This window comes from Achromobacter spanius, assembly GCF_039673305.1.
Lineage (GTDB): Bacteria > Pseudomonadota > Gammaproteobacteria > Burkholderiales > Burkholderiaceae_B > Achromobacter > Achromobacter spanius_F.
This window is the reverse complement of sequence record NZ_JBDJLJ010000006.1, coordinates 73,533-96,445: the sequence shown is the minus strand read 5'-3', so window position 1 is coordinate 96,445 and position 22,913 is coordinate 73,533. Positions and strand designations below refer to the sequence as shown.

The following is a 22,913-nucleotide window of genomic DNA, read 5'->3' as shown; positions in this document are numbered from 1 at the left end:
CCCGCGTCAACGCACGCTTTTTCCGCCCCCTGTCCAGGGGGCGGTTTCATTGGAAAAACCCCTGAAGCGGGCTTGCGCGGGACGCGCCGCTAGGCTGCCGGCGCCTTGCGCAACTGCTCGTCCACCACTTCAACCCAGTGCCGCACCGGCGTCTCGGTGCCGCTTTGCAGATGACCGATGCAGCCGATGTTGGCCGACAGGATCACGTCGGGACTGCCCGCGGCGATGGCGCCCAGCTTGCGGTCGCGAAGCTCCAGCGCGATGTCCGGATTCAGCACCGAATACGCGCCCGCGGATCCGCAGCACAGATGCTTGTCCGCAAAGGGCTGCAGTTCGAATCCCAGGTCGACCAGCAGTTGTTCCGACAGGGGCCGCAATCCCTGCCAGTGCTGCAGGGTGCACGGAGGATGAAACGCTGCCCGCGTGCCGGCGGGCAGCCGCTCGCGCAGCAGTCCGACATGCGGCGCGACGATCTCGGCCACATCCTTGACCAGCGCGACGATATCCGCGGCCTTTTGCGCGTAGGCCGGGTCGTGCCGCAAGTGGTGGGCATATTCCTTGACCATGGCGCCGCAGCCTGAGGCATTCATGACGATGGCCTCGACCTTGCCGTCCTGCACCAGGGGCCACCACGCGTCGACGTTGGCCCGCATCTGCGACACGGCCTCGTCCTGCGCATCCAGGTGGAAGCTGACCGCGCCGCAGCAGCCCGCCCCGGGTGCGATGCGGGCACCGATGCCGATGGCGTCCAGCACGCGGATCGTGGCGGCGTCGATGGTGGGCATCATGGCCGGCTGCACGCAGCCGGCCAGCATCAGCACCTGCCGGGCATGCCCGGCGACCTGCGGCAATACGCCCGCGTCGCGGCGCTCGGGAACCTTGCGCCGAAGCGCTTCCGGCAGCAGCCCGCGCACGGTCTGCCCAAGCCGCATCGCCGGCGCGAACATGGGCGACAACATCGCCTTGCGCAGCACGGCGCGCTTGGCCCGTTCCGCCCAGGGTCGAGTTACGCGCTCGTCCACGATCTTGCGGCCGATGTCCACCAGGTGCCCGTACTCCACGCCAGACGGGCAGGTCGTCTCGCAGTTCCGGCAGGTCAGGCAACGATCCAGATGCTGCTGCGTGGACTGCGTCGGCTCCTTGCCCTCGAGCACCTGCTTGATCAGGTAGATGCGCCCGCGGGGGCTGTCCAGTTCATCGCCCAGGACCTGATAGGTTGGACAGGTGGCCGTGCAGAATCCGCAATGCACGCAGCGGCGCAGGATGGCGTCGGCTTCATTGCCCAGGTCGGTACCGCTTGCCCAGGATGCCAGATTGGTTTGCATGATGCGCTATAGCTCCAGGACCAGGCGGCCGGGATTGAACAGGCCGGCGGGATCGAGTTCTTGCTTGAGACGGCGCGTGATCGCGCCCACGCCCGGAGCCAGCGGATGGAAGACGCCATCGGCGGGCGGTTTCTCGAAACCTGTACGGAACAGCGTCGCATGCCCGCCCAGGCGCGCGGCGACCTCGCGCAATTCGGTGGCATCGCGCGGCCCGGACAGCCAGCGCTGCCCTCCTCCCCATTCGAGCAGCGTCGGCCCCAGGCCAAGCGCCGCCGTCTTGGGCGGCAAGGCCAGCCGCCACAGGGGCTGGTTGGGCGCGAAGAACGCGTGGGACTGCTCGCGCAGAGACTGCCACCACGCCTCGGCCGCATCGGGAAGCAACGGGTCGCCGCCGATCACCCGCCGGGCGCTTTCCAGCGCGGGGGGAGCGCCCGACAGCCGCACCCGCGTCACGCCTTCGCCGGCATCGTCGGCGCCGGTCCAGCTGGTGGCCGAGATCGGCAGGGGCTTGCCCCGCCAGAAGGCGAAATTGGCCAGCGCCTGCGCTTGCGTGGATGGCAGGGACAGCGTGAGTTCCTCCATCGGCCGCGGCACGACCTTGAGCGAGACTTCGAGAATGGCGCCGAAGATGCCGTGCGAACCGGCCAGCAGGCGGGACACGTCATACCCCGCCACGTTCTTCATGACTTCCCCGCCGAACGACAGGATGCGCCCGTCCGAATCCAGCAACTGCGCGCCAAGCACGAAGTCCTTCAGGGCGCCGGCGCTCATGCGGCGCGGCCCCGACAGGCCCGCGGCCACGCAGCCTCCGACCGTGGCCGACTGGGCGAAATGCGGCGGCTCGAAGGCCAGCATCTGGCCATTTTCGGCGAGCGCGGCTTCGAGTTCGGCCAGCGGCGTGCCGGCGCGAACCGTCACGACCAGCTCCGAGGGGTGGTAGCTGACGATGCCGCGATAAGGCGTCATGTCCAGCAGGCAGTGGCCGTCCTGCGGCCGCACCGGCCGGTAGTTGCCATAGAACCTTTTGCTGCCGCCGCCCATCACAAACAGGGGTTTGTGGCCGGCACGCGCCGTCATGACCTGGTCGCACAATTCCGACAGGACAAAATCCATAAGGGATGCGTCCTAGAAACGGGCGAGATCGGGGAAGCGCAGCTCTCCCGCATGGACATGCATCTTGCCGTATTCGGCGCAGCGGGCCAGCGTGGGGATGACCTTTTCAGGATTGAGCAGGCAAGGCGGGTCGAAGGCCCGCTTTACCGCCAGGAACGCGTCGAGTTCTTCGCGAGAGAATTGCACGCACATTTGATTTATCTTCTCCATTCCCACACCGTGCTCTCCAGTCACGGTTCCTCCCACCTGCACGCACAGCTCAAGAATGGCGGCGCCGAATTTTTCGGCGCGCTCCACCTCGTCCGGCTTGTTTGAATCGAACAGGATCAGCGGATGCAGATTGCCGTCGCCGGCATGAAAGACGTTGGCGCACCGCAGGCCGAACTCGTCTTCCATTTGCTCGATGGCGCCCAGCACGCGCGCCAGGTGACGGCGCGGAATCGTGCCGTCCATACAGTAGTAATCGGGCGATACCCGGCCCGCTGCGGGAAACGCATTCTTGCGGCCCGCCCAGAATTTCAGGCGTTCGGCCTCGGTTGTGGAGACCTGGCAACGCGTGGCCCCGGCCTCGCGAAACACGGCCTCCATGCGCGCAATCTCGTGCGCCACTTCTTCGGGCGTTCCGTCCGACTCGCACAGCAGGATGGCCTGCGCCTCCATGTCGTAGCCCGCGCGGACGAAGGGTTCGACCATGTGCGTGGCGCGGCGGTCCATCATTTCAAGGCCCGCCGGGATCATGCCCGCGGCGATGACCTGCGTGACGGCATTGCCCGCGGCTTCGACGCTGGAAAAACTGGCCATGACGACCTGCGCGCATGCCGGCTTGGGGATCAGCTTGACCGTCACTTCCGTGACGACGCCCAGCATGCCCTCGGACCCGATGAAAACCGACAGCAGATCCAGTCCGGGCGCATCGGGCGCTTCCGATCCCAGTTCGACCACGTCGCCGTCTATGGTGACCACGCGCACGCGCAGCACGTTGTGCACCGTCAGCCCGTATTTCAGGCAATGCACGCCGCCAGAGTTCTCGGCCACGTTGCCGCCAATAGAGCAGGCGATCTGGCTGGAAGGATCCGGCGCGTAGTACAGCCCGTAAGGCGATACGGCTTCGGAGATCGCCAGGTTGCGCACGCCCGGTTCCACGATGGCCGTGGCGCTGGCCAGGTCGATATTCTTGATGCGGTTGAACTTGGACAGCCCCAGCAGGACGCCCTGGCTGTGCGGCATGGCGCCGCCCGACAATCCCGTGCCCGCGCCGCGCGCGACGACAGGCGCATTCAGCCGCTTGCAGATGCGCATGACGGACTGCACCTGCTCTTCGGTTTCGGGCAAGGCGACGACCGCGGGTAGCGAGCGGTAAAGGGAAAGGCCATCGCACTCGTAAGGACGGGTGTCTTCCTCGCGATACAGCACACAGTGCGCGGGCAACGCGGCCGACAACGCCTCGATGAGCTGCTGCAACGAATAAGGCGCCTGCACTTGGGCCAGGCCAGTTTCGACCAGTGAATTCATGAGCGCAACAATAGCGCGTGCGCCCCCGATAAGCAGGCCGGGATTTACCCGCACCTAACGACTTTACGAGGGTTTGCGGGCCGCGCAGAAGTAACCAGCCGTAAACCCTGCAGCCGCCTGTCGTTGAAAAACAGCAGGCAGCCGCCGCTGGCGGATTACCAGGAGACGATCTTGCCCGGGTTCAGGATGTTGTTCGGATCGAACGCGTGCTTGAGGCTGCGCATCAGGTCCAGCGCATCCTCGCCGTGCTCTTCGGCCATGAACTGCATCTTGTGCAGGCCCACGCCGTGCTCGCCCGTGCAGGTGCCGTCGGCCGCGATGGCCCGCCGCACCAGGTTGTGGTTGATGGCTTCCGATTCCTGCCATTCCTGGGCACTGTCGGCGTCCAGCAGCATCAGCACGTGGAAGTTGCCGTCGCCTACGTGGCCCACGATCGTGTAGGGGAAGCTTGCCCGGTCCAGTTCCTCGACGGTGTCGCGCACGCAGTCGGCCAGGCGCGAGATCGGCACGCAGACGTCGGTGGTGCTGGCGCGGCAGCCCGGACGCAATTGCAGGCCCGCGAAATAGGCGTTGTGGCGCGCGGTCCAGAGGCGGCTGCGGTCTTCGGGGCGCTCGGCCCATTCGAAGTCCATGCCGCCATGCTCGGCCGTGATGGCCTGCACGGTTTCGGCCTGTTCCTGCACGCCTGCGGGGCTGCCATGGAATTCGAACACCAGCAGCGGCGTTTCGCGCAGGCTCAGCTTGCTGTGCAAGTTGACGGCGCGCACGCTGGCCGCGTCCATGAATTCAACGCGCGCGACGGGCACGCCCATCTGGATGATTTCGATCACGCTCTGGACCGCCGCATCCAGCGTCGGGAAATTGCAGACCGCGGCCGATACGGCCTCGGGCTGCGGATACAGGCGCACCGTCACTTCGGTGATGATGCCGAGCGTGCCTTCGCTGCCCACGAAGATGCGCGTCAGGTCGTAGCCAGCCGACGATTTGCGTGCGCGGCCCGCCGTGCGGATGATGCGGCCGTCAGCCGTGACCACCGTCAGCGACATGACGTTTTCGCGCATCGTGCCGTAGCGCACGGCGTTGGTGCCGGAGGCCCGCGTGGCGGCCATGCCGCCCAGGCTGGCGTCGGCGCCCGGATCGATCGGGAAGAACAGGCCGGTGCTGCGGATTTCTTCGTTGAGCTGCTTGCGCAGCACGCCCGCCTGCACCGTGGCGGTCAGGTCTTCGGCGTTGATCGCCAGGACCTTGTTCATCTGCGACAGGTCCAGGCTGATGCCGCCCTGGATCGCAAGAATATGCCCTTCGAGCGACGAACCCGCGCCGTAGGGAATCAGCGGAACGCGGTGCTCATTGCACACCTTGGCGACGAACGCGACGTCTTCGGTCGACTGCGCGAAGACGACGGCGTCGGGCAGCATGGCCGGATACGGCGATTCGTCGCGGCCGTGATGTTCGCGCACGGCGGCGGACTCTGACAGGCGATCGCCGAAGCGCCCGCGCAAGGCATCAAGACAGGCGGCCGGCACCGCGCGGCGCAACGTTTCGGCGTGCAAGGGAGCGTTCATGATCAGCGTGTTCTCGGGTTCGATAATCCGAATATTCTACGCCGCCATGCATGCTGCACCGCAAACCGCCCCAGGCAGGCCATCCGCGGCGCAGGCCCGGCTTATTTCCCGGAAGTCAGCGCCACCCGGCGGCGTTCGCGCACGGCGTGGGCCAGGCGCTCAAGCACGGCCACCGACGCGTCCCAGTCGATGCAGCCGTCAGTGATGCTCTGGCCATAGACCAGCGGCTGGCCCGGCACCATGTCCTGGCGACCGCCCAGCAGATGACTTTCGACCATGACGCCGATCAGGCGGGCGTCGCCCGCTTCCATCTGGCGCGCCACGTCCTCAATGACCAGGGGCTGGTTCTCGGGCTTCTTGCTGCTGTTGGCGTGGCTGGCGTCGACCATGATGCGCTGGGCCAGTCCGGCCTTCGAGACGTCCTGGCATGCCGCATCCACGCTGGCCGCGTCGTAGTTCGGCGTCTTGCCGCCGCGCAGGATCACGTGGCAGTCCTCGTTGCCGGCGGTCGACACGATGGCGGAATGGCCGCCCTTGGTCACCGACAGGAAATGGTGCGGCTGCGACGCGGCCTTGATCGCGTCCACGGCGATCTTCACGTTGCCGTCCGTGCCATTCTTGAACCCCACCGGACACGACAACCCCGAAGCCAGCTCGCGATGCACCTGGCTTTCCGTCGTCCGAGCCCCGATCGCCCCCCAGGAGACCAGATCCGCGATGTATTGCGGCGTAATCATGTCCAGGAACTCGCAACCCGCCGGCAATCCCAGGCTGTTGATGTCCAGCAGCAGTTCGCGCGCCACGCGCACGCCCTTGTTGATGTCGAAGCTGCCGTCCAGGTCGGGATCGTTGATCAGGCCCTTCCAGCCCACCGTGGTGCGCGGCTTCTCGAAGTACACGCGCATCACGATTTCCAGGTCGGCGCTGAGCCGGTCGCGCACGGGCTTCAGGCGCTTCGCATATTCGATGGCGGCGCGCGTGTCGTGGATCGAGCAGGGGCCGATCACGACGATCATGCGGTCGTCCATGCCGTGCAGGATGCGGTGCATGCCCTGGCGGGCGGCGAACACGGTCTCGGACGCCTCCTTGGTGCATGCGAACTCGCGCATCACGTGCGAGGGCGGGTTCAGTTCCTTGATTTCTCTAATGCGAAGGTCATCGGTATTGTGCGACACGGTACTGCTCCTGGGTTGCCCGCCACGGCGGCATAAAAAAAGCCGCCAGTTTTGCTGGCGGCTTTTTTGGGGGGATTCTGTCCAAACTTCAGATTGAGCGCGTCCCTTCCTCCGCCAGCGGCTTCAGAAAACCAAAAAAATAAAAATAAAAGGCGGGGGACGCGAATTTCATGGGGAATGACTCTAGCACAATTTTTTGAGGCCGTCACGCCGGGTTTTTCCGGGGACGGCCCCTGGCCCCTGCACCGCTTCAGGCCGTTCCGCCCACGGTCAGGCCTTCCATGCGGACGGTCGGCATGCCCACGCCCACGGGAACGCTTTGGCCATCCTTGCCGCAGGTGCCCACGCCGGAGTCCAGCTGCAGGTCATTGCCGATCATGGTGACGCGGTTCATGGCGTCGGGACCATTGCCGATCAGGGTGGCGCCCTTGACCGGATAGGTCACCTTGCCGTCTTCGATCATGTAGGCCTCGGAGGCCGAGAACACGAACTTGCCGTTGGTGATGTCGACCTGGCCGCCACCGAAGTTGACGGCGTAGAGCCCGCGCTTGACGGACGACACGATTTCCTCGGCGGGCTTGTCGCCAGCCAGCATGTAGGTGTTGGTCATGCGCGGCATGGGCAGGTGCGCGAAGGATTCGCGGCGGCCATTGCCCGTGGCGGCGGTCTTCATCAGGCGGGCGTTCAGCGTGTCCTGCATGTAGCCGCGCAGGATGCCGTCTTCGATCAGCACATTGCGCTGCGTGGCATTGCCTTCGTCGTCGATGTTGAGCGAACCGCGACGGTCGGGGATCGTGCCGTCGTCGACCACGGTGACGCCCTTGGAGGCGACGCGCTCGCCGATACGGCCGGAAAACACGCTGGATCCCTTGCGGTTGAAATCGCCTTCCAGGCCGTGCCCGACGGCCTCGTGCAGCAGGATGCCGGGCCAGCCGGATCCCAGCACCACGGTCATTTCGCCAGCCGGCGCGGGACGCGCCTCAAGGTTGACCATGGCCTCGTGGACGGCGCGCTCGACATAGCCCTGCAGCATTTCGTCCGTGAAATACGCCAGCCCCAGACGACCGCCGCCGCCCGCATGGCCCATCTCGCGTCGGCCGTTGCGTTCGGCGATGACGGTGAGCGACAGGCGCACCAGCGGACGGACATCGGCGGCAAGGCGGCCATCGCTGCCAGCCACCAGGACCACGTCATACTCGGCGCCCAGCCCTGCCATCACCTGGATCACGTGCGGGTCGCGCGCCCGCGCCATGCGCTCGACGCGTTCGAGCAGCGCCACTTTTTCCGGCGCGCTGAGCGTCGCGACGGGATCGATATCCGCGTACAGGCTGCGGCCGATCTCGGCTTCGACCTGGGCCGCCACCTTTACCTTGCCGGCGCCGCGGCGGGCGATGCCGCGCACCGCGTGCGCGGACGACAGCAGCGCCTCCGGCGACAGCGAATCCGAATAAGCAAAGGCGGTTTTCTCGCCGCTGACTGCCCGCACGCCGACGCCCTGGCTGATGGAGAAGCTGCCCGTCTTGACGATCCCCTCCTCCAGGCTCCAGCCTTCGCTGCGCGTGTACTGGAAGTACAGGTCGGCGTAGTCGACCTTGTGGGTGAAGATTTCGCCCAATGCCCGCGCCATGTCCGCCTCGGTCAGCCCCCAGGGGTCTAGCAAAAGGGATTTGGCGGTGGCAAGGGATGCAATGGCGGGATCGATGATTTTCATAGGCTCTGTTCAGGGGCGGCGGGGCCGCGCATGCGCGCAATGACGCTGAAGACCGTATCGTACCGCCGACAGGGTCGCGGCGTCCCGGCTGGCGCCCAAGAGTTGTGACTGCCGCCAACCCCGAGAATGGGGACAAAATGCGGCCGGCATTATCTCCGTCAAATAGATGGGGACGGAATATTGGGTATCAAGTTAAGTATTTGCCGCAGCCTGCCCAGCCCGCCGCACGCCGCCTGGACACGGGGCTTACTCGTCATACAACCTGACATCAAAATGAAATCGTGTGGCCCTGAATCCCGGCCGGCCCGCCATATCATTCTCGAACGATGGGAACGCCAAAATGCATGGCGTGCTTTTTCCTGAAGCATAAATCCGCGGGCGCGATCGTCGGACGACCGGCTGAGCAATTCGCCATTCGACTACCTGTGAAATATCGCATGACAACGCCAGGCGCGCCGTCAGGGGCTTGGCGCGAACTGCGCCAAACCGCATGGACGCTCGCTTTGCTCGCCCCCTGAAAGACAGCGCCCTTCCCGCGCCGCGGGCGGTTGCGTACTCGCGTCAGGCAAGCGCATGTATCAAGTTGTCCCAAATTTGAGAATATGCTTCCCAATACTTGCATGTTGCGGGGAACCGCAAGGCCAAAGGCTCGGAGACTGTTTTGATACAAAGTAATTAGTCCGAAAACTGCGATTTCAAGGCGTAAATTCTGTATTATGCGAAGCACAACAAATAAACATAACTTCGCCGGCGATTAAAGCAGTTCCATAATCAGGAATAAACCATGGCCCGAGAATCATACGCAGCTCTGCAAGCAAAGATCGAAAAGGAAATCAACAAGCTCCAAAAGAAGGCTGAAGTCCTACAAACGAAGCGCCGCAAACCCGTGATCAACTCGATCATCACGTCCATGCGCGAGTACGACATCACGCCCGAGGAAATTGCCGCGGCCTACGGCGCCGGCAAGCCCGCCCGCGCGGCCACCGGTCCGCGCCGCAAGGCCGGCGCGCCCGCCCGGGCAGCCAACGCCGCCAAACGCGCCGTGGCCCCGAAGTACCGCCACCCCCAAACCGGGGAAACCTGGAGCGGCCGCGGCAAGGCTCCCCGCTGGCTCGCCGCCGAAGAAGCCTCGGGCGCCACGCGCGAGAGTTTTCTCATCAAAGAATAAAACCTATTCTTCAGTAAGAAACAAAACGGCGCACCACAATGGTGCGCCGCTTTTATTTTAAGAACGCTGCACGCGCAGCACTGTCCACTTACCGGACAGGGAATTGAATTTCGCGCTCGGCGCCATTATTCCCCGGAAAATTGTCAAATATTGCTCGCACCAGATAGGGCATGGTGCGAATGAAATCGTCACGCTCCGACAATATGAACGCGGTGGATCGGTATACCTCCGCCCCGCCCTGCTGGGTATCGCGGATGAACACCGACAGCGAATTGCGCTGTACCACCATCGGTACGTCCACCCAGTCCGGGCCCCAGAAACCCGCGCCCATGCCCCATGGCCGCGGACCGTAGAACCCGCCATAGCCGCCGTAGAAATAAGGATCGTAGGGACGCCGCACCATTACCTGGGTTTGCGACGTGCCATAGCGGAACGACACGTCGAAGCGGCCCTTGACGCCCGGCTTGGCTTCGACCAGGCCCGTCGCACCGATCCCGGCGCGCACCATGTCCTGGAAAGACTGGTATTCGAGATTATTGATTTGCGACGGATCCGCGGGAACAAACTGGTAGGTCTGGCCCTCGACCGCAGCCGGCCATTGCTGAAACGACGTCACCCTTGCCGACACGGTAGGTGCGGCGCATCCCGTCAAAGTCAGCGCCCCGAGCACGGCCAATATACCGGCCCACCGGCCAACACTGCTGAACAAAGACGAAGACTTTTCGGACATTTGCGGCTCCTCTAGCGCGACGGCGCCCATCATACTCAGCTTTGACATACGCGCTTGCCAAAAGTTTAAGCCTAGGGCTTGTGCCGCAGGGTGCGCCCTGCGGCCAACCACTACAATAGGGTCCTCGTTCACACCGGACTGCGATCCCATGCGCACAGAAACGCCCGTTACCGTATACCGCAAGGATTACCAGCCCTACCCTTACGACATTCCTGAAGTCGCCCTCGCCTTCGACCTTGCGCCGGACGCAACCGACGTGCGTTGCACCATGCATGTGCAGCGCCGGCCCGAAGCCAGCGCCGACGCCGCCCTGATCCTGGACGGAGAAGAGCTGGAACTCGTCTCGGTAGGCGTCAACGGCCAGCCGCTGCCCGCCAGCAGCTATGAATTGTCGGCCCACAGCCTGGTGCTGCATGGCCTGCCCGCCGACGCCACGGTCGAGATCGTCAGCCGCTGCAAGCCGTCCGCCAATTCCACGTTGATGGGCCTGTACGTGTCGGGCGGCAACTTCTTCACGCAATGCGAGGCCGAGGGCTTTCGCCGCATCACCTGGTTCGCGGACCGCCCCGACGTCATGTCGCGCTACCGCGTCACCCTGCGCGCCCAACCGCAATACCCCGTGCTGCTGTCCAACGGCAATCTGATTGCCACGCGCCAATTGCCCGACGGCCGCAATGAAGTCGAATGGGAAGATCCCTTCCCCAAGCCCTGCTATCTGTTCGCGCTGGTGGCCGGCAACCTGACTCACCGCGAAACCACCGTCAAGACCGCAAGCGGCCGCGACGTGCTCCTGCAGGTCTACAGCGACCCCGGCTCCGAAACCAAGACCGAATGGGCACTGGATTCCCTGGTGCGTTCGCTGCGCTGGGACGAAAGCCGCTTTGGATTGGAACTGGACCTGGACCGGTTCATGATCGTCGCGGTCCATGACTTCAATATGGGAGCCATGGAAAACAAGGGCCTGAATATTTTCAATGCGGCATATGTGCTGGCCGACGCGGATACCGCCACGGACGCCAACTATGAAGGCATCGAATCCGTCATCGGGCATGAGTACTTCCACAACTGGACGGGCAACCGCGTCACTTGCCGCGACTGGTTCCAGCTGAGCCTCAAGGAAGGCCTGACGGTCTTCCGCGACCAGGAATTCAGCGCCGACATGATGGCGAACGGCATGGATGCCGATGCGGCGGCCAGCGCGCGCGCCGTCAAGCGCATCGACGACGTGGTGGCGCTGCGCGCCGCGCAGTTTCCGGAAGATGCCGGCCCCATGGCGCACCCGATCCGCCCGGAAAGCTACCAGGAAATCGGCAATTTCTACACGGCCACCGTGTACGAAAAAGGCGCCGAGGTCATCCGCATGCAGCACACCTTGCTGGGCGAAGCGGGATTCCGTGCCGGCATGGACGAATACTTCCGGCGCCACGATGGCCAGGCCGTCACGTGCGACGACTTCGTCGCCGCGATGGAATCGGTCTACGTGCGTCAGCACCCCGGCCGCGACCTGTCGGTCTTTCGCCGCTGGTATCGCCAGGCGGGCACCCCGCGCGTCACGGTCAAGCTGGATCACGACGCCGCCGCCCGCCGCTGCACGGTGACCCTGACGCAGGAATGCCCGCCCGTGGGGGTGGAGAAAAAGGCCGGCCCCGACTACGTCAAGGCCCCCTACCATATTCCTTTCCTGATAGGCCTGCTCGACCGCGACGGCCGCTCCCTGCCGCTGCGGCATGAAGGCGCCGTCGTGGACACGGCGCTGCTGGAACTGACGACGCAAAGCCAGCAATGGGTATTCGACGACATCGCCGAGCGCCCGGTGCCGTCCTTGCTGCGGGATTTCTCGGCGCCGGTCATCGTCGGCTATGACTGGTCGGACGAGGAGCTGGCCCTGCTGTCGGCGCACGACAGCAACCCGTTCGCGCGCTGGGAAGCCGGCCAGGAACTGGCCACCCGCCAGATCCTGGCGCTGGCCGACGCGCGCCAGGTCGGCCGCACGCTTCAGGCAGACAGCGCCTTCATCGAGGCGTGGCGCGCGCTGCTGACGGATCCCGCGCTCGACGCTGCCTACCGCGCCCGCGCGCTGGCCCTGCCGTCGGAAAAGACCCTGGCCGAACGCATGCAGCAAGTGGATCCGCCCGCGCTCTCCGTGGCCCGCGACTTCCTGCGCGCCGAGCTCGGCCGCCAGCTGGAAGCCGAATTCCGCCAGGCCTTCGACGACAATCAGACCCCGGGCGCCTACAGCCCCGCGCCGGTGCCTGCGGGCAAGCGCGCCTTGAAGAATCTGGCGCTAAGCCACCTGATGGCGGCCGGCGAACAGGAAGCGCAGCGCCTTGCCGAACAGCAATACGCCAAGGCCGGCAACATGACCGACAGCATGGCCGCGCTGTCCGCCCTGATCAACTACGGCCAGGGCGAGTACCCGCAGGAGGCGCTGGCCGCCTTCTACGCCCGCTGGAGCGGCGATCCGCTGGTGGTGGACAAGTGGTTCGCCCTGCAGGCCGCCGCCCGCTCGACCACGGTGCAGACCGCGCGCGAACTGATGACGCACCCGGCTTTCACCCTGCGCAACCCCAACCGCGCCCGCGCGCTGATCTTCCAGTTCTGCCTGAACAACGCCCGCGGCATGCACCACCCGGACGGCTCGGGCTACGCCTTCTGGGCCGAACAGGTGCTGGCGCTGGACGCGCTCAACCCCGAAATCGCCGCGCGCCTGGCGCGTGCGCTGGACAACTGGTCGCGCTTCGTGCCCGCGCTGCGCACGCCCATGCAGGCCGCCCTGCAGAAGGTGCGCCAGCACGAGGGCCTGTCGCGCAACGTACAGGAAATCGTATCCAAGGCTTTAGAATTCGCTGCATAGGGAGACCCTTTTGAAACGTAAAACACTCACTCAGTACCTGGTGGAGCAACAGCGCTCCGCCCAAGCCCTTGCCCCGGAAGTGCGGCTGCTCATCGAAGTGGTGGCGCGCGCCTGCAAGGCCATCAGCCATGCCGTCAGCAAGGGCGCGCTCGGCGGCGTCCTGGGCAGCCTGGAAAGCGAAAACGTCCAGGGCGAAGTCCAGAAGAAGCTGGACGTGCTGTCCAACGAAATCCTGCTGGAAGCCAATGAATGGGGCGGCCACCTGGCGGCCATGGCCTCTGAAGAGATGGAAACCATCCATCTGATCCCGAACCGCTACCCCAAGGGCGAATACCTGCTGCTGTTCGATCCCCTGGACGGCTCTTCGAACATCGACGTGAACGTCTCGATCGGCACCATTTTCTCGGTGCTGCACGCCCCCCACAACGTGTCGGGCGCGCCCGTCTGCGAAGCGGACTTCCTGCAGCCCGGCGACAAGCAGGTCGTGGCCGGCTATGCCGTGTACGGCCCGCAGACGATGCTGGTGCTGACCATCGGCAACGGCGTGGTGGGCTTTACGCTGGACCGCGAAATGGGCTCGTGGGTGCTCACGCACGAGAACATCCGCGTGCCGGAAGACACCAAGGAATTCGCCATCAACATGTCGAACATGCGCCACTGGGCTGCCCCGGTCAAGCGCTATGTCGACGACTGCCTGGCCGGATCGACCGGCCCGCTGGGCAAGGACTTCAACATGCGCTGGATCGCCTCGATGGTGGCCGACGTGCATCGCATCCTCACCCGCGGCGGCATCTTCATGTATCCGTGGGACGCCCGCGAACCCGGCAAGGCCGGCAAGCTGCGCCTGATGTACGAAGCCAATCCGATGAGCTTCCTGATCGAGCAGGCCGGCGGCGCGGCGATCAACGGCGAGCAGCGCATCATGGCCATCCAGCCCGACAAGCTGCACCAGCGCGTCAGCGTGATCCTGGGCTCGAAGAACGAAGTCGAGCGCGTGGGCCGCTACCACGCCGAAGGCGCGGGCAAGTAAGCAGCGCCCGTCCATGAAAAAAGCCCCGGCATCGCCGGCGCAAGTGCCGCGTTACTTGACCTCTTCGATCGACTTGACGTCGTCCTTATTGATCTGAACCTTCTTGCCGTCCTTGTCGTATTCGTACATGCCCGACTTCTTGTCGTATTCGGGCGTATCCGGCGTGACGGTCGAGGTTCCGTCGCGCTGCTGAATGACCGAGGGCGACGAGCATCCGGCCAGCATACCGACTCCGGTCACCACCAGGGCCAACGTCATGGTCTTCAGATTCATGGTCGTGTTCTCCGAGTGTGAATAGGTGAATTCACTCTATCGGAATCCGCCCCCAAATACGTGTCGGGTTGTGGAAAAAGTGCATAAGAACGTAATCCGCCCTGCCCCCAATAATAAAAAACCCCTCGCAAGGCGCGCCTGCGAGGGGTTGCAACCGTACACAAGCGGCAAGCGCGCTTTACACCTTGGCGTGCGCCTCGATGAAACGGCGTACGGACGCTTCGTCGCAGTCCATGACTTCGACGCGCTGGGGCAGCGATTCCAGGTCGGCGAGGTTGCCGGGAGGCGTGGCGGGACGGCCAAGCGCTTCCTCGATGGTCTCCGAGAACTTGGCGGGCAATGCCGTTTCCAGCACCAGCATGGGCACGCCCGGCTCGACGAATTCTCGCGCCACCTTCACGCCATCGGCGGTGTGGGGATCGACCAGCACGCCCGTCGCGTCGTACACGGCGCGGATGGTCGCAAGGCGGTCGGCATGCGTGCTGGCGCCCGACACGAAGCCGTAGCGCGACTCGAACTGGTCCTTGAGGTCGGACAGATCGAACGACCCGTCGCGCGCCACGGCCGCCCACAGCGCCTTCACGCGCTCGGCGTCGCGGCCCACCAGGTCGAACACAAAGCGCTCGAAGTTGGAGGCGCGCGAAATGTCCATCGACGGGCTGGACGTCGCGTAGGTCTGCTCGGCGGGACGCGGACGGTAGATGCCGGTGCGGAAGAATTCTTCCAGCACGTTGTTCTCGTTCGTGGCCAAAACGAGGCGGCGGACGGGCAGGCCCATGCTGCGCGCGATATGGCCCGACAGGATGTTGCCGAAGTTGCCCGAAGGCACGGCGAACGACACCTGTTGGCCGGCGCCATCGGTGGCCCGCAGCCAGCCGTGGAAGTAATACACCACCTGGGCGGCGATGCGCGCCCAGTTGATGGAGTTGACGGCGCCCAGGCGGTACTTGCTCTTGAAGGCCAGATCGCCGGCCAGCGCCTTGACGATGTCCTGCGCTTCGTCGAACACGCCGCGCACAGCGATGTTGTGGATGTTCTCGTCCTGCAGCGAGTACATCTGCGCGCGCTGGAAGGCGCTCATGCGGCCGTGCGGCGACAGCATGAATACCGCCACGCCCTTCTTGCCGCGCAAGGCGTATTCCGCGGCGGAACCGGTGTCGCCGGAGGTCGCGCCCACGATGTTCAGGGTGGTGCCACGCTTGGCGAGCACGTATTCGAACACCTGGCCCAGGAACTGCATGGCCATGTCCTTGAAGGCCAGCGTCGGCCCTTCGGACAGCCCCAGCAGCGATACTCCGTCGTCCAGCGGACGCAGCGGGACGATGTCCTCGCTGTTGAAAATCTGCGGCGTGTAGGCGGCGCGGGTCAGGCGCCGCAGGTCGTCCGCGGGAATGTCGGTCGCGAAGAGCGACAGCACTTCGAACGCCAGGTCCGCGTACGGCAGGCCGCGCCAGGATTCAAGCGTTTCGCCCGACACCTGGGGCAGCGCTTGCGGCACCGCCAAGCCGCCGTCGGGCGCCAGGCCTTCGAGCAGGATGTCGGAAAATTCCAGCGCGGCCATGCCGCCGCGCGTAGAGATGTATTTCATGTCAATTGCTCCACGATGCGCCACACTCCCCCGCCCGAGCCGCCGAGGAACCGGTCTTGCCGGTCCGCGCGCGGCAGGGGCCCGCCCAGGGGGAAGCGCCCGAGGCGCTTCGGGGGTGGGTCTTTCTCACGTCAGATTTTCCACGCGCAGGCGCGTCACCTTGGACCGCACGAAGGGCAAGGACTCGATGCGCTCGATCGCCTGATTGACGTTGCCTTCCACGGCCTCGTGCGTCAGGAAGATGATGTCCGCGCCGCCGATGTGCGAGGGCTGCTGGATCATCGACCCGATCGAAATGGAGCGGTCGGCCAGGATGCGGGCGATATCCGCCAGCACACCAGGCTGATCGTCCACGCGCAGGCGCAGGTAGTAAGACGTGCTGACCTGCTCGATCGGAAGGATCGGCGTGTCCGACATGGCGTCCGGCTGGAAGGCCAGGTGGGGCACGCGATTGCCCGGATCCGCGGTATGCAGGCGGGTCACGTCGACCAGGTCCGCCACGACGGCCGAGGCGGTCGGTTCTTCGCCCGCGCCCTGGCCGTAGTACAGCGTGGGGCCGACGGCGTCGCCCTTGACCAGCACGGCGTTCATCGCGCCCTCGACGTTGGCCAGCAGGCGCTCGGCAGGCACCAGCGCCGGATGCACGCGCAGCTCGATGCCGTCGGGGCGACGCTTGGTGATGCCCAGGAGCTTGATGCGGTAGCCCAGGCGCTCGGCGTGTTCGATGTCTTCGGCGGCCAGTTGCGAGATGCCTTCGATGTAGGCGCGGTCGAATTGGACCGGCACGCCGAAGGCCAGCGAGGCCAGCAAGGTCAGCTTGTGCGCGGCGTCCACGCCCTCCACGTCGAACGTGGGATCGGCCTCGGCGTAGCCCAGGCGCTGGGCTTCGGCCAGCACGTCGGCGAACGGCAGGCCGCGCGTGCGCATTTCGGACAGGATGAAGTTGGTGGTGCCGTTGATGATGCCGGCCACCCACTGGATGCGGTTGGCCGTCAGGCCTTCGCGGATCGCCTTGATGATGGGAATGCCGCCCGCGACGGCAGCTTCGAAGTTCACCATCACGCCGCGTTCGGAGGCGGCGGCGAAGATCTCGTTGCCATGCTTGGCCAGCAGCGCCTTGTTGGCGGTGACCACGTGCTTGCCGTTGGCGATGGCTTCCAGCACCAGCTCGCGCGCCAGCGTATCGCCGCCGATCAGTTCGACGACGATGTCGATGTCCGGATCGCGCACCAGCGCGCGCACGTCGGTGTCGACCAGGATGGAGTCGCCCACGCGGGCACGGGCCTTGGCCACGTCGCGCACGGCGGCGCGGGTGACCTCGATGCGGCGGCCGGCGCGGCGCGCGATTTCCTCGGCGTTGCGGGACAGCACCGTCCACGTGCCACCGCCAACCACGCCAAGACCAAGCAGGCCCACCTTCATGGGATTCATCGCGCCGCCCTCTGCGGGCGGGCGTTGAGGGGAATTCATTTCAGTTCTCCATAATGCTTTGCAAGGGACACCATACTTGGCAGCACCAAGCGCGGCCGCGCGGAGCCGGCTTCGCCGGTCCGCTGCGGCGCCCCCTGGGGGGAAGCGCGCAGCGCTGCGGGGGGGCCCCTACTTCAGCAATCCGTCCTTGCGGAACATATCCTTGATGCCGCGCACCGCCTGGCGGGTGCGCTGCTCGTTTTCGATAAGAGCGAAGCGTACGTATTCGTCGCCATACTCGCCGAAGCCGATCCCGGGGGACACGGCCACTTTCGCATCCGACAGGACACGCTTGGCAAATTCCAAAGAGCCCATCGCCCTGTAGGGCTCGGGGATCTGCGCCCAGATGTACATGGACGCCTTGGGAATCTCCACATTCCAACCTGCTTCGTGCAGCCCGCGCACGAGCACGTCGCGGCGGCTTTGATACTGCGCCACGATTTCGTTCACGCAGTCCTGCGGGCCGTCCAGGGCGGCGATGGACGCCACCTGGATCGGCGTGAACGTGCCGTAGTCGTGATAGCTCTTGATGCGCGCGAGCGCGTTGACCAGCTCGCGGTTGCCGACCATGTAGCCGATGCGCCAGCCCGCCATGTTGTAGCTCTTGCTCATCGTGAAGAACTCGACGGCGACATCGCGCGCGCCGGGAACCTGCATGATGGACGGGGCCACGTAGCCGTCGAACGTGATGTCGGCGTAGGCCAGGTCATGCACGACGAGGATGTCGTGTTCCTTGGCCAGCGCCACCACGCGTTCGAAGAACGACAGGTCCACGCACTGGGCGGTCGGGTTGCTGGGAAAGCCCAGCACCATCATCTTGGGCTTCGGGATGGATTCGCGCACGGCGCGCTCCAGTTCCTCGAAGAAGTCCACGCCCGGCGTCATGCGCACGGAGCGGATGTTGGCGCCGGCAATGACGGCGCCATAGATATGGATCGGGTAGCTGGGATTGGGCACCAGCACGGTGTCGCCGCGGTCCAGCGTGGCCAGCATCAGGTGAGCCAGGCCTTCCTTGGAGCCGATGGTGACGATGGCTTCGGAGTCCGGGTCGAATTCGACCGCGTAGCGGCGCTGGTACCAGTCACAGATCGCCTTGCGCAGGCGCGGGATGCCCTTGGACACCGAATAGCCGTGCGTGGTGGGCCGAGTCGTGGCTTCCACCATCTTGTCGACGATGTGCTTGGGCGTCGCGCCGTCGGGATTGCCCATCGACATGTCGATGATATCTTCGCCGCGCCTACGCGCCGCCATCTTGAGCTCGCCGGTAATGTTGAAAACGTACGGAGGCAAACGCTCGATGCGAGAGAACTTCCTCATGATGGGAATCCTTAGGGGCGAAAAGGCAAAAACCAGGGCGCGGTCGCGCGAAGGGAAAAGGGGTTCAGAGCCGCGCCGGCACGATTGCAGCGCAGCAAAACCCTGTAATCTAGCGCAAGGACGCCCAAGCGGCAAATGGGGCGGAAAATGGCCCTTTTGCTAGTGGATACGTTGCAACATGCGGCGTGTCCGATGCGCTATTATCAAGCACGTAAAGCCGGAGTTTTTATTGAAGCTGCATACCGATCCTGCGACGGCCGCTCTGAACACTGTCACCGCTTATGGCGATGGCTACATCGAGGTCAACCAGGTACGTTTTTCCTCCTCGGTCGCTTTTGGCCCCGAAGGCGAAGTTACCCTCTGGCCCGTTGAGTCGCCGGCCGACATCACCTCCTCCCTCTTGTACCAGGCGGCCGGATTGGCCGAGCCCGTCCGCGATCCGATGGCGTTCCTGGACGAACCTGAATCCACCACCGCCCGCCCCGCCAACGCGCCTGAAGTGCTGCTGGTCGGCACGGGTGGCCGGCAGCAGTTCCTGCGCCCCGAAGTATTGCGTCCCCTTTTAGCAGCGGGCATCGGCGTGGAAATCATGGATACCCACGCCGCCTCGCGCACCTACAACATCCTGATGGCGGAGGGCCGGCGCGTCGTCGTCGCCCTCATCCCTCCCAATGGAGCATCCAGTCAATGACGCCGAGCATAGGCAAGCCCGCCCCGCAGTTCACCGCTGAAAGCACTATAGGCCCGATCAGCCTGGAACAGTGCCAGGGCCGGGCGGTAATCCTGTACTTCTACCCCAAGGACAACACGCCCGGCTGCACCACCGAAAGCCAGGATTTCCGCGATCTGCACGCCGAGTTCCTCGCGGCCAGCGCAGTCGTCATCGGCATCTCGCGCGATTCGCTGAAGTCGCACGAGAACTTCAAGGCCAAGTACGAACTTCCTTTCCCTCTCATCTCCGACGCCGACGAAACCGTCTGCAATCTGTTCGGCGTCATCAAGCAGAAGAACATGTATGGAAAGCAGGTGCGCGGCATCGAACGCAGCACCTTCCTGATCGATGCCTATGGCGTGCTGGTGCAGGAGTGGCGCGGGGTGAAGGTCCCGGGCCACGCCAAGGAAGTCCTGCAAGCCGCAAAGAGCATCGGTTAGCCGCACAGGAATACCCGTCAGGCGCTAAGCCCGGCCCACACAGGAGAGTGACGCTTATGCCGCTTCCGAAGTTGCCTACCCGCCCCGCAGCCATCCTGACCTTCCCCTCGGGCGAATCCGCCCGGGCGCAGGCCCGCACCACCAAGACTGCCGCTGCGCGGTCCAATACCCAGGCCGTCCTCGCGGAAGACGTCGAGGACGAACTGCTGGTTCAGCCTGAACTCGAAGGCCTGGCCGCCCCGGCGCGCAAGGCGCAGATCCCAGCTCCCGCCCGCCAGGTTCCGCCGCCCGCGCCCGCCACGCCGGCCGCCCGCGCACCGGCACGCCAGCAGGCCAAGCCCGCGCCGGCGCCAGCCAAGCGCGGCAAGGCGCGCGCCCAGAACGCCCCGCGCAAGCTGTTCGTGCTGGACACGAACGTGCTGCTGCACGACCCCAGCTCCCTGTTCCGGTTCGAAGAGCACGACATCTTCCTGCCGATGATGACGCTGGAAGAACTGGACCACCAGAAAAAGGGCATGTCGGAAGTGGCGCGCAACGCGCGCCAGGTCAGCCGCTCGCTGGACTCGCTGGTGCAGGACGCCACGCACCTCGAAGAAGGGCTTGAACTGGCCAAGCTGGGCAACAAGGACGCCACCGGCCGCCTGATGTTCCAGACGACCGCCATCCACAGCACGCTGCCGTCCGACCTGCCCATGGGCAAGGCCGACAACCAGATCCTGGGCGTCGTCCGCGCCTTGCAGGAAAAGTACCCGCAGCGCGAAGTCGTGCTGGTGTCCAAAGACATCAACATGCGCCTGAAGGCCCGCGCGCTGGGCATGGCGGCGGAAGACTACTTCAACGATCACGTCCTGGAAGATTCGGACCTGATGTATTCGGGCGTGATGCAGTTGCCCGAGGACTTCTGGAACAAGCACGGCAAGGACGTCGAGTCCTGGCAGCAAGGCGGCACGACGTTCTACCGCATCCACGGTCCACTGTGCTCCCAGTTCGTGGTCAACCAGTTCGTCTACTTCGAAGGCCAGATGCCGCTGTACGCGCAGGTGCGCGAGGTCAGCGGCAAGATGGCGGTGCTGGCGACGCTGCGCGACTACACCCACGGCAAGAACAACGTCTGGGGCATCACCGCGCGCAATCGCGAGCAGAACTTCGCCATGAACCTGCTGATGAACCCGGAGTGCGATTTCGTATCGCTGCTGGGCCAGGCAGGCACCGGCAAGACGCTGCTGGCGCTGGCCGCGGGCATCACGCAGGTGCTGGAAACCAAGCGCTACACCGAGATCATCATGACGCGCGTCACGGTGCCGGTCGGCGAGGACATCGGTTTCCTGCCCGGCACGGAAGAAGAAAAGATGCTGCCGTGGATGGGCGCCCTGGAAGACAACCTCGACGTGCTGAACATGGGCGAAGGCGAAGGCAACGGGGACTGGGGGCGCGCCGCCACCATGGACCTGATCCGTTCGCGCATCAAGGTCAAGTCCCTGAACTTCATGCGCGGCCGCACCTTCCTGAACAAGTACCTCATCATCGACGAGGCGCAGAACCTGACGCCCAAGCAGATGAAGACGCTGGTGACCCGCGCGGGCCCCGGCACCAAGGTGATCTGCCTGGGCAACATCGCCCAGATCGACACGCCGTACCTGACGGAGGGCAGTTCAGGCCTGACGTTCGTCGTCGACCGCTTCAAGGGCTGGCCGCATTCGGGGCACGTCACGCTGCAGCGTGGCGAGCGCTCCCGCCTGGCCGACTACGCGGGCGACGTGCTGTAGCCGCCCACCCTGCCCCGGCAACAAAAAGCCCCTTGATTGCTCAAGGGGCTTTTTTTCGTCCAACGCAGGCGGCTTACTTGTCGGCCGCGTTGGTGATGGCATTGCCTGCCCGCGACATGTCCTTGCCCATGCCGGCGACGGTATTGCAACCGGCCAGCACGAACCCGAACACGACGAAAGCAGTCAGCACAATCTTGCCGCGCATGCTGGAACTCCTGTTGATTGAATGAAAAACGCAGGCTCAGACGATCTGCACGCGCAGTTCGCCCAGTCCTTCCACGCCGCCGGTGATCACGTCGCCTTGGCGCACCGCGCCCACGCCTTCGGGCGTGCCGGTGAAGATGATGTCGCCCGGCTGCAATTCGAACAGACCCGACAGGTACGAAATGCTCTCGGGCACGTTCCACAGCATCTGCGAAATATCGCTGGATTGCTTGCGCTCGCCGTTGACGTCCAGCCAGATGGCGCCCTTGTCCAGCGTGCCGACGACGCTGCGCGGGTGGATCGGGCCCAGCGGCGCCGACTGGTCGAACGCCTTGCCGATTTCCCAGGGGCGACCCTGCTTCTTCATTTCGCCTTGCAGGTCGCGGCGGGTCATGTCCAGGCCCAGGGCATAGCCCCAGACGCACTCATTGGCCTGTTCTACCGGGATGTCGCGGCCGCCCTTGCCCAGCACCACGACCAGCTCCATCTCGTAATGCAGATTGGAGGTCTTGGAGGGATAAGGCATCTTGCCGGTTTCGCCATCGGCCACCACCAGCACCGCGTCCGCGGGCTTGCAGAAGAAGAACGGATCTTCGCGGCCCGTGAAGCCCATTTCCTTGGCATGCTCGGCGTAATTGCGACCAACGCAATAGACGCGGCGAACCGGAAACAGCGCGGCGCTGCCGGCGACGGGGACCGCAACGGGCGGCTGGGGAGGTAGAACGTAGTCCATGAGCTATCAACCTATGACAAATACGTGACCGGAAACCGGCGAAATATGTTACCTCGACGCCGCGCGCGCTTCGCCCGCTGTCCCCGCAAGAGGGCGTTTTTGTTCTGGTGCGGCCCGACGTTGAAAAAGCATCCGCGAGTTTATCCCTTTCTTCGGCCGAAGCGAGGGATCGATCGCCGTCAGGGGAGCGCAAAAGCAACGGCGCGGACGCGCGCCGCATGCTGCGG

19 protein-coding genes are annotated in these 22,913 nt (G+C 64.8%); 6 read left to right on the top strand and 13 right to left on the bottom strand.

The window, feature by feature from the left end:
* Window positions 1-89: 89 nt before the first annotated feature.
* The 6 genes from glcF to tldD all read right to left on the bottom strand — a co-directional run bounded on the left by glcF (window position 90) and on the right by tldD (window position 8,401).
* Window positions 90-1,325: a glycolate oxidase subunit GlcF gene (glcF, locus tag ABE485_RS08290; protein WP_346514811.1), complete on the bottom strand. Its 1,236-nt coding sequence runs from the start codon at window positions 1,323-1,325 to the stop codon at window positions 90-92.
* A gap of 6 nt (window positions 1,326-1,331) precedes the next feature.
* Window positions 1,332-2,438 carry a glycolate oxidase subunit GlcE gene (glcE, locus tag ABE485_RS08285; RefSeq protein WP_346514810.1) on the bottom strand — a complete coding sequence of 369 codons (1,107 nt, stop codon included), beginning with the start codon at window positions 2,436-2,438 and terminating at the stop codon, window positions 1,332-1,334.
* Between the two features lie 12 nt (window positions 2,439-2,450).
* Window positions 2,451-3,950, bottom strand: coding sequence for an FAD-linked oxidase C-terminal domain-containing protein (locus ABE485_RS08280; RefSeq protein ID WP_346514809.1), 1,500 nt, complete (start codon window positions 3,948-3,950; stop codon window positions 2,451-2,453).
* Between the two features lie 155 nt (window positions 3,951-4,105).
* On the bottom strand, window positions 4,106-5,515 hold the full coding sequence (locus ABE485_RS08275; protein WP_346514808.1) for an FAD-binding oxidoreductase: 1,410 nt from the start codon (window positions 5,513-5,515) through the stop codon (window positions 4,106-4,108).
* Between the two features lie 101 nt (window positions 5,516-5,616).
* Complete coding sequence (gene aroG / locus ABE485_RS08270; protein WP_346514807.1) at window positions 5,617-6,690, bottom strand: 3-deoxy-7-phosphoheptulonate synthase AroG; 1,074 nt, start codon at window positions 6,688-6,690, stop codon at window positions 5,617-5,619.
* 250 nt (window positions 6,691-6,940) lie between these two features.
* Window positions 6,941-8,401 (bottom strand): metalloprotease TldD, encoded by a 1,461-nt coding sequence (tldD, locus tag ABE485_RS08265; protein WP_346514806.1) that lies wholly within the window; start codon window positions 8,399-8,401, stop codon window positions 6,941-6,943.
* 784 nt (window positions 8,402-9,185) lie between these two features.
* Between tldD and ABE485_RS08260 the strand changes: the two genes are divergently transcribed.
* Window positions 9,186-9,569 carry an H-NS histone family protein gene (locus ABE485_RS08260; RefSeq protein ID WP_346514805.1) on the top strand — a complete coding sequence of 128 codons (384 nt, stop codon included), beginning with the start codon at window positions 9,186-9,188 and terminating at the stop codon, window positions 9,567-9,569.
* Between the two features lie 88 nt (window positions 9,570-9,657).
* Here the strand turns inward: ABE485_RS08260 and ABE485_RS08255 are convergent, their stop codons facing one another.
* Window positions 9,658-10,299: a DUF4136 domain-containing protein gene (locus tag ABE485_RS08255; protein ID WP_346514804.1), complete on the bottom strand. Its 642-nt coding sequence runs from the start codon at window positions 10,297-10,299 to the stop codon at window positions 9,658-9,660.
* 148 nt (window positions 10,300-10,447) lie between these two features.
* Between ABE485_RS08255 and pepN the strand changes: the two genes are divergently transcribed.
* Together pepN and ABE485_RS08245 are read left to right on the top strand one after the other, a co-directional pair.
* Window positions 10,448-13,153, top strand: a complete 2,706-nt coding sequence (pepN, locus tag ABE485_RS08250; protein ID WP_346514803.1) for an aminopeptidase N — start codon at window positions 10,448-10,450, stop codon at window positions 13,151-13,153.
* Between the two features lie 10 nt (window positions 13,154-13,163).
* Window positions 13,164-14,183, top strand: a complete 1,020-nt coding sequence (locus tag ABE485_RS08245; RefSeq protein ID WP_346514802.1) for a class 1 fructose-bisphosphatase — start codon at window positions 13,164-13,166, stop codon at window positions 14,181-14,183.
* Between the two features lie 51 nt (window positions 14,184-14,234).
* On the opposite strand, the gene ABE485_RS08240 is transcribed toward ABE485_RS08245, so the two are convergent.
* The 4 genes from ABE485_RS08240 to alaC all read right to left on the bottom strand — a co-directional run bounded on the left by ABE485_RS08240 (window position 14,235) and on the right by alaC (window position 18,831).
* On the bottom strand, window positions 14,235-14,456 hold the full coding sequence (locus ABE485_RS08240; RefSeq protein WP_346514801.1) for a YgdI/YgdR family lipoprotein: 222 nt from the start codon (window positions 14,454-14,456) through the stop codon (window positions 14,235-14,237).
* A gap of 178 nt (window positions 14,457-14,634) precedes the next feature.
* On the bottom strand, window positions 14,635-16,044 hold the full coding sequence (thrC, locus tag ABE485_RS08235) for a threonine synthase (RefSeq protein WP_346514800.1): 1,410 nt from the start codon (window positions 16,042-16,044) through the stop codon (window positions 14,635-14,637).
* Window positions 16,045-16,170: 126 nt separating this feature from the next.
* Entirely contained in the window at window positions 16,171-17,475 is a 1,305-nt protein-coding gene (locus tag ABE485_RS08230; RefSeq protein WP_346514908.1) for a homoserine dehydrogenase, read from the bottom strand.
* A 168-nt stretch (window positions 17,476-17,643) separates the two neighbouring features.
* Window positions 17,644-18,831, bottom strand: a complete 1,188-nt coding sequence (gene alaC / locus ABE485_RS08225; RefSeq protein ID WP_008164319.1) for an alanine transaminase — start codon at window positions 18,829-18,831, stop codon at window positions 17,644-17,646.
* Between the two features lie 229 nt (window positions 18,832-19,060).
* On the opposite strand from alaC, the gene ABE485_RS08220 reads away from it, so the two are divergent.
* Genes ABE485_RS08220 through ABE485_RS08210 form a run of 3 tightly spaced genes read left to right on the top strand, consistent with a single transcriptional unit; the run spans window position 19,061 to window position 21,749 of the window.
* On the top strand, window positions 19,061-19,522 hold the full coding sequence (locus tag ABE485_RS08220) for an Mth938-like domain-containing protein (RefSeq protein WP_346514799.1): 462 nt from the start codon (window positions 19,061-19,063) through the stop codon (window positions 19,520-19,522).
* Window positions 19,519-19,983: a peroxiredoxin gene (locus ABE485_RS08215; protein WP_346514798.1), complete on the top strand. Its 465-nt coding sequence runs from the start codon at window positions 19,519-19,521 to the stop codon at window positions 19,981-19,983. The genes ABE485_RS08220 and ABE485_RS08215 overlap by 4 nt, the downstream gene beginning before the upstream one ends.
* A gap of 56 nt (window positions 19,984-20,039) precedes the next feature.
* Complete coding sequence (locus ABE485_RS08210) at window positions 20,040-21,749, top strand: PhoH family protein (protein WP_346514797.1); 1,710 nt, start codon at window positions 20,040-20,042, stop codon at window positions 21,747-21,749.
* A gap of 73 nt (window positions 21,750-21,822) precedes the next feature.
* Here the strand turns inward: ABE485_RS08210 and ABE485_RS08205 are convergent, their stop codons facing one another.
* Window positions 21,823-21,954, bottom strand: a complete 132-nt coding sequence (locus ABE485_RS08205; protein WP_008164311.1) for an entericidin A/B family lipoprotein — start codon at window positions 21,952-21,954, stop codon at window positions 21,823-21,825.
* A 36-nt stretch (window positions 21,955-21,990) separates the two neighbouring features.
* Window positions 21,991-22,686 carry a fumarylacetoacetate hydrolase family protein gene (locus ABE485_RS08200; RefSeq protein WP_346514796.1) on the bottom strand — a complete coding sequence of 232 codons (696 nt, stop codon included), beginning with the start codon at window positions 22,684-22,686 and terminating at the stop codon, window positions 21,991-21,993.
* Window positions 22,687-22,913: the final 227 nt, after the last annotated feature.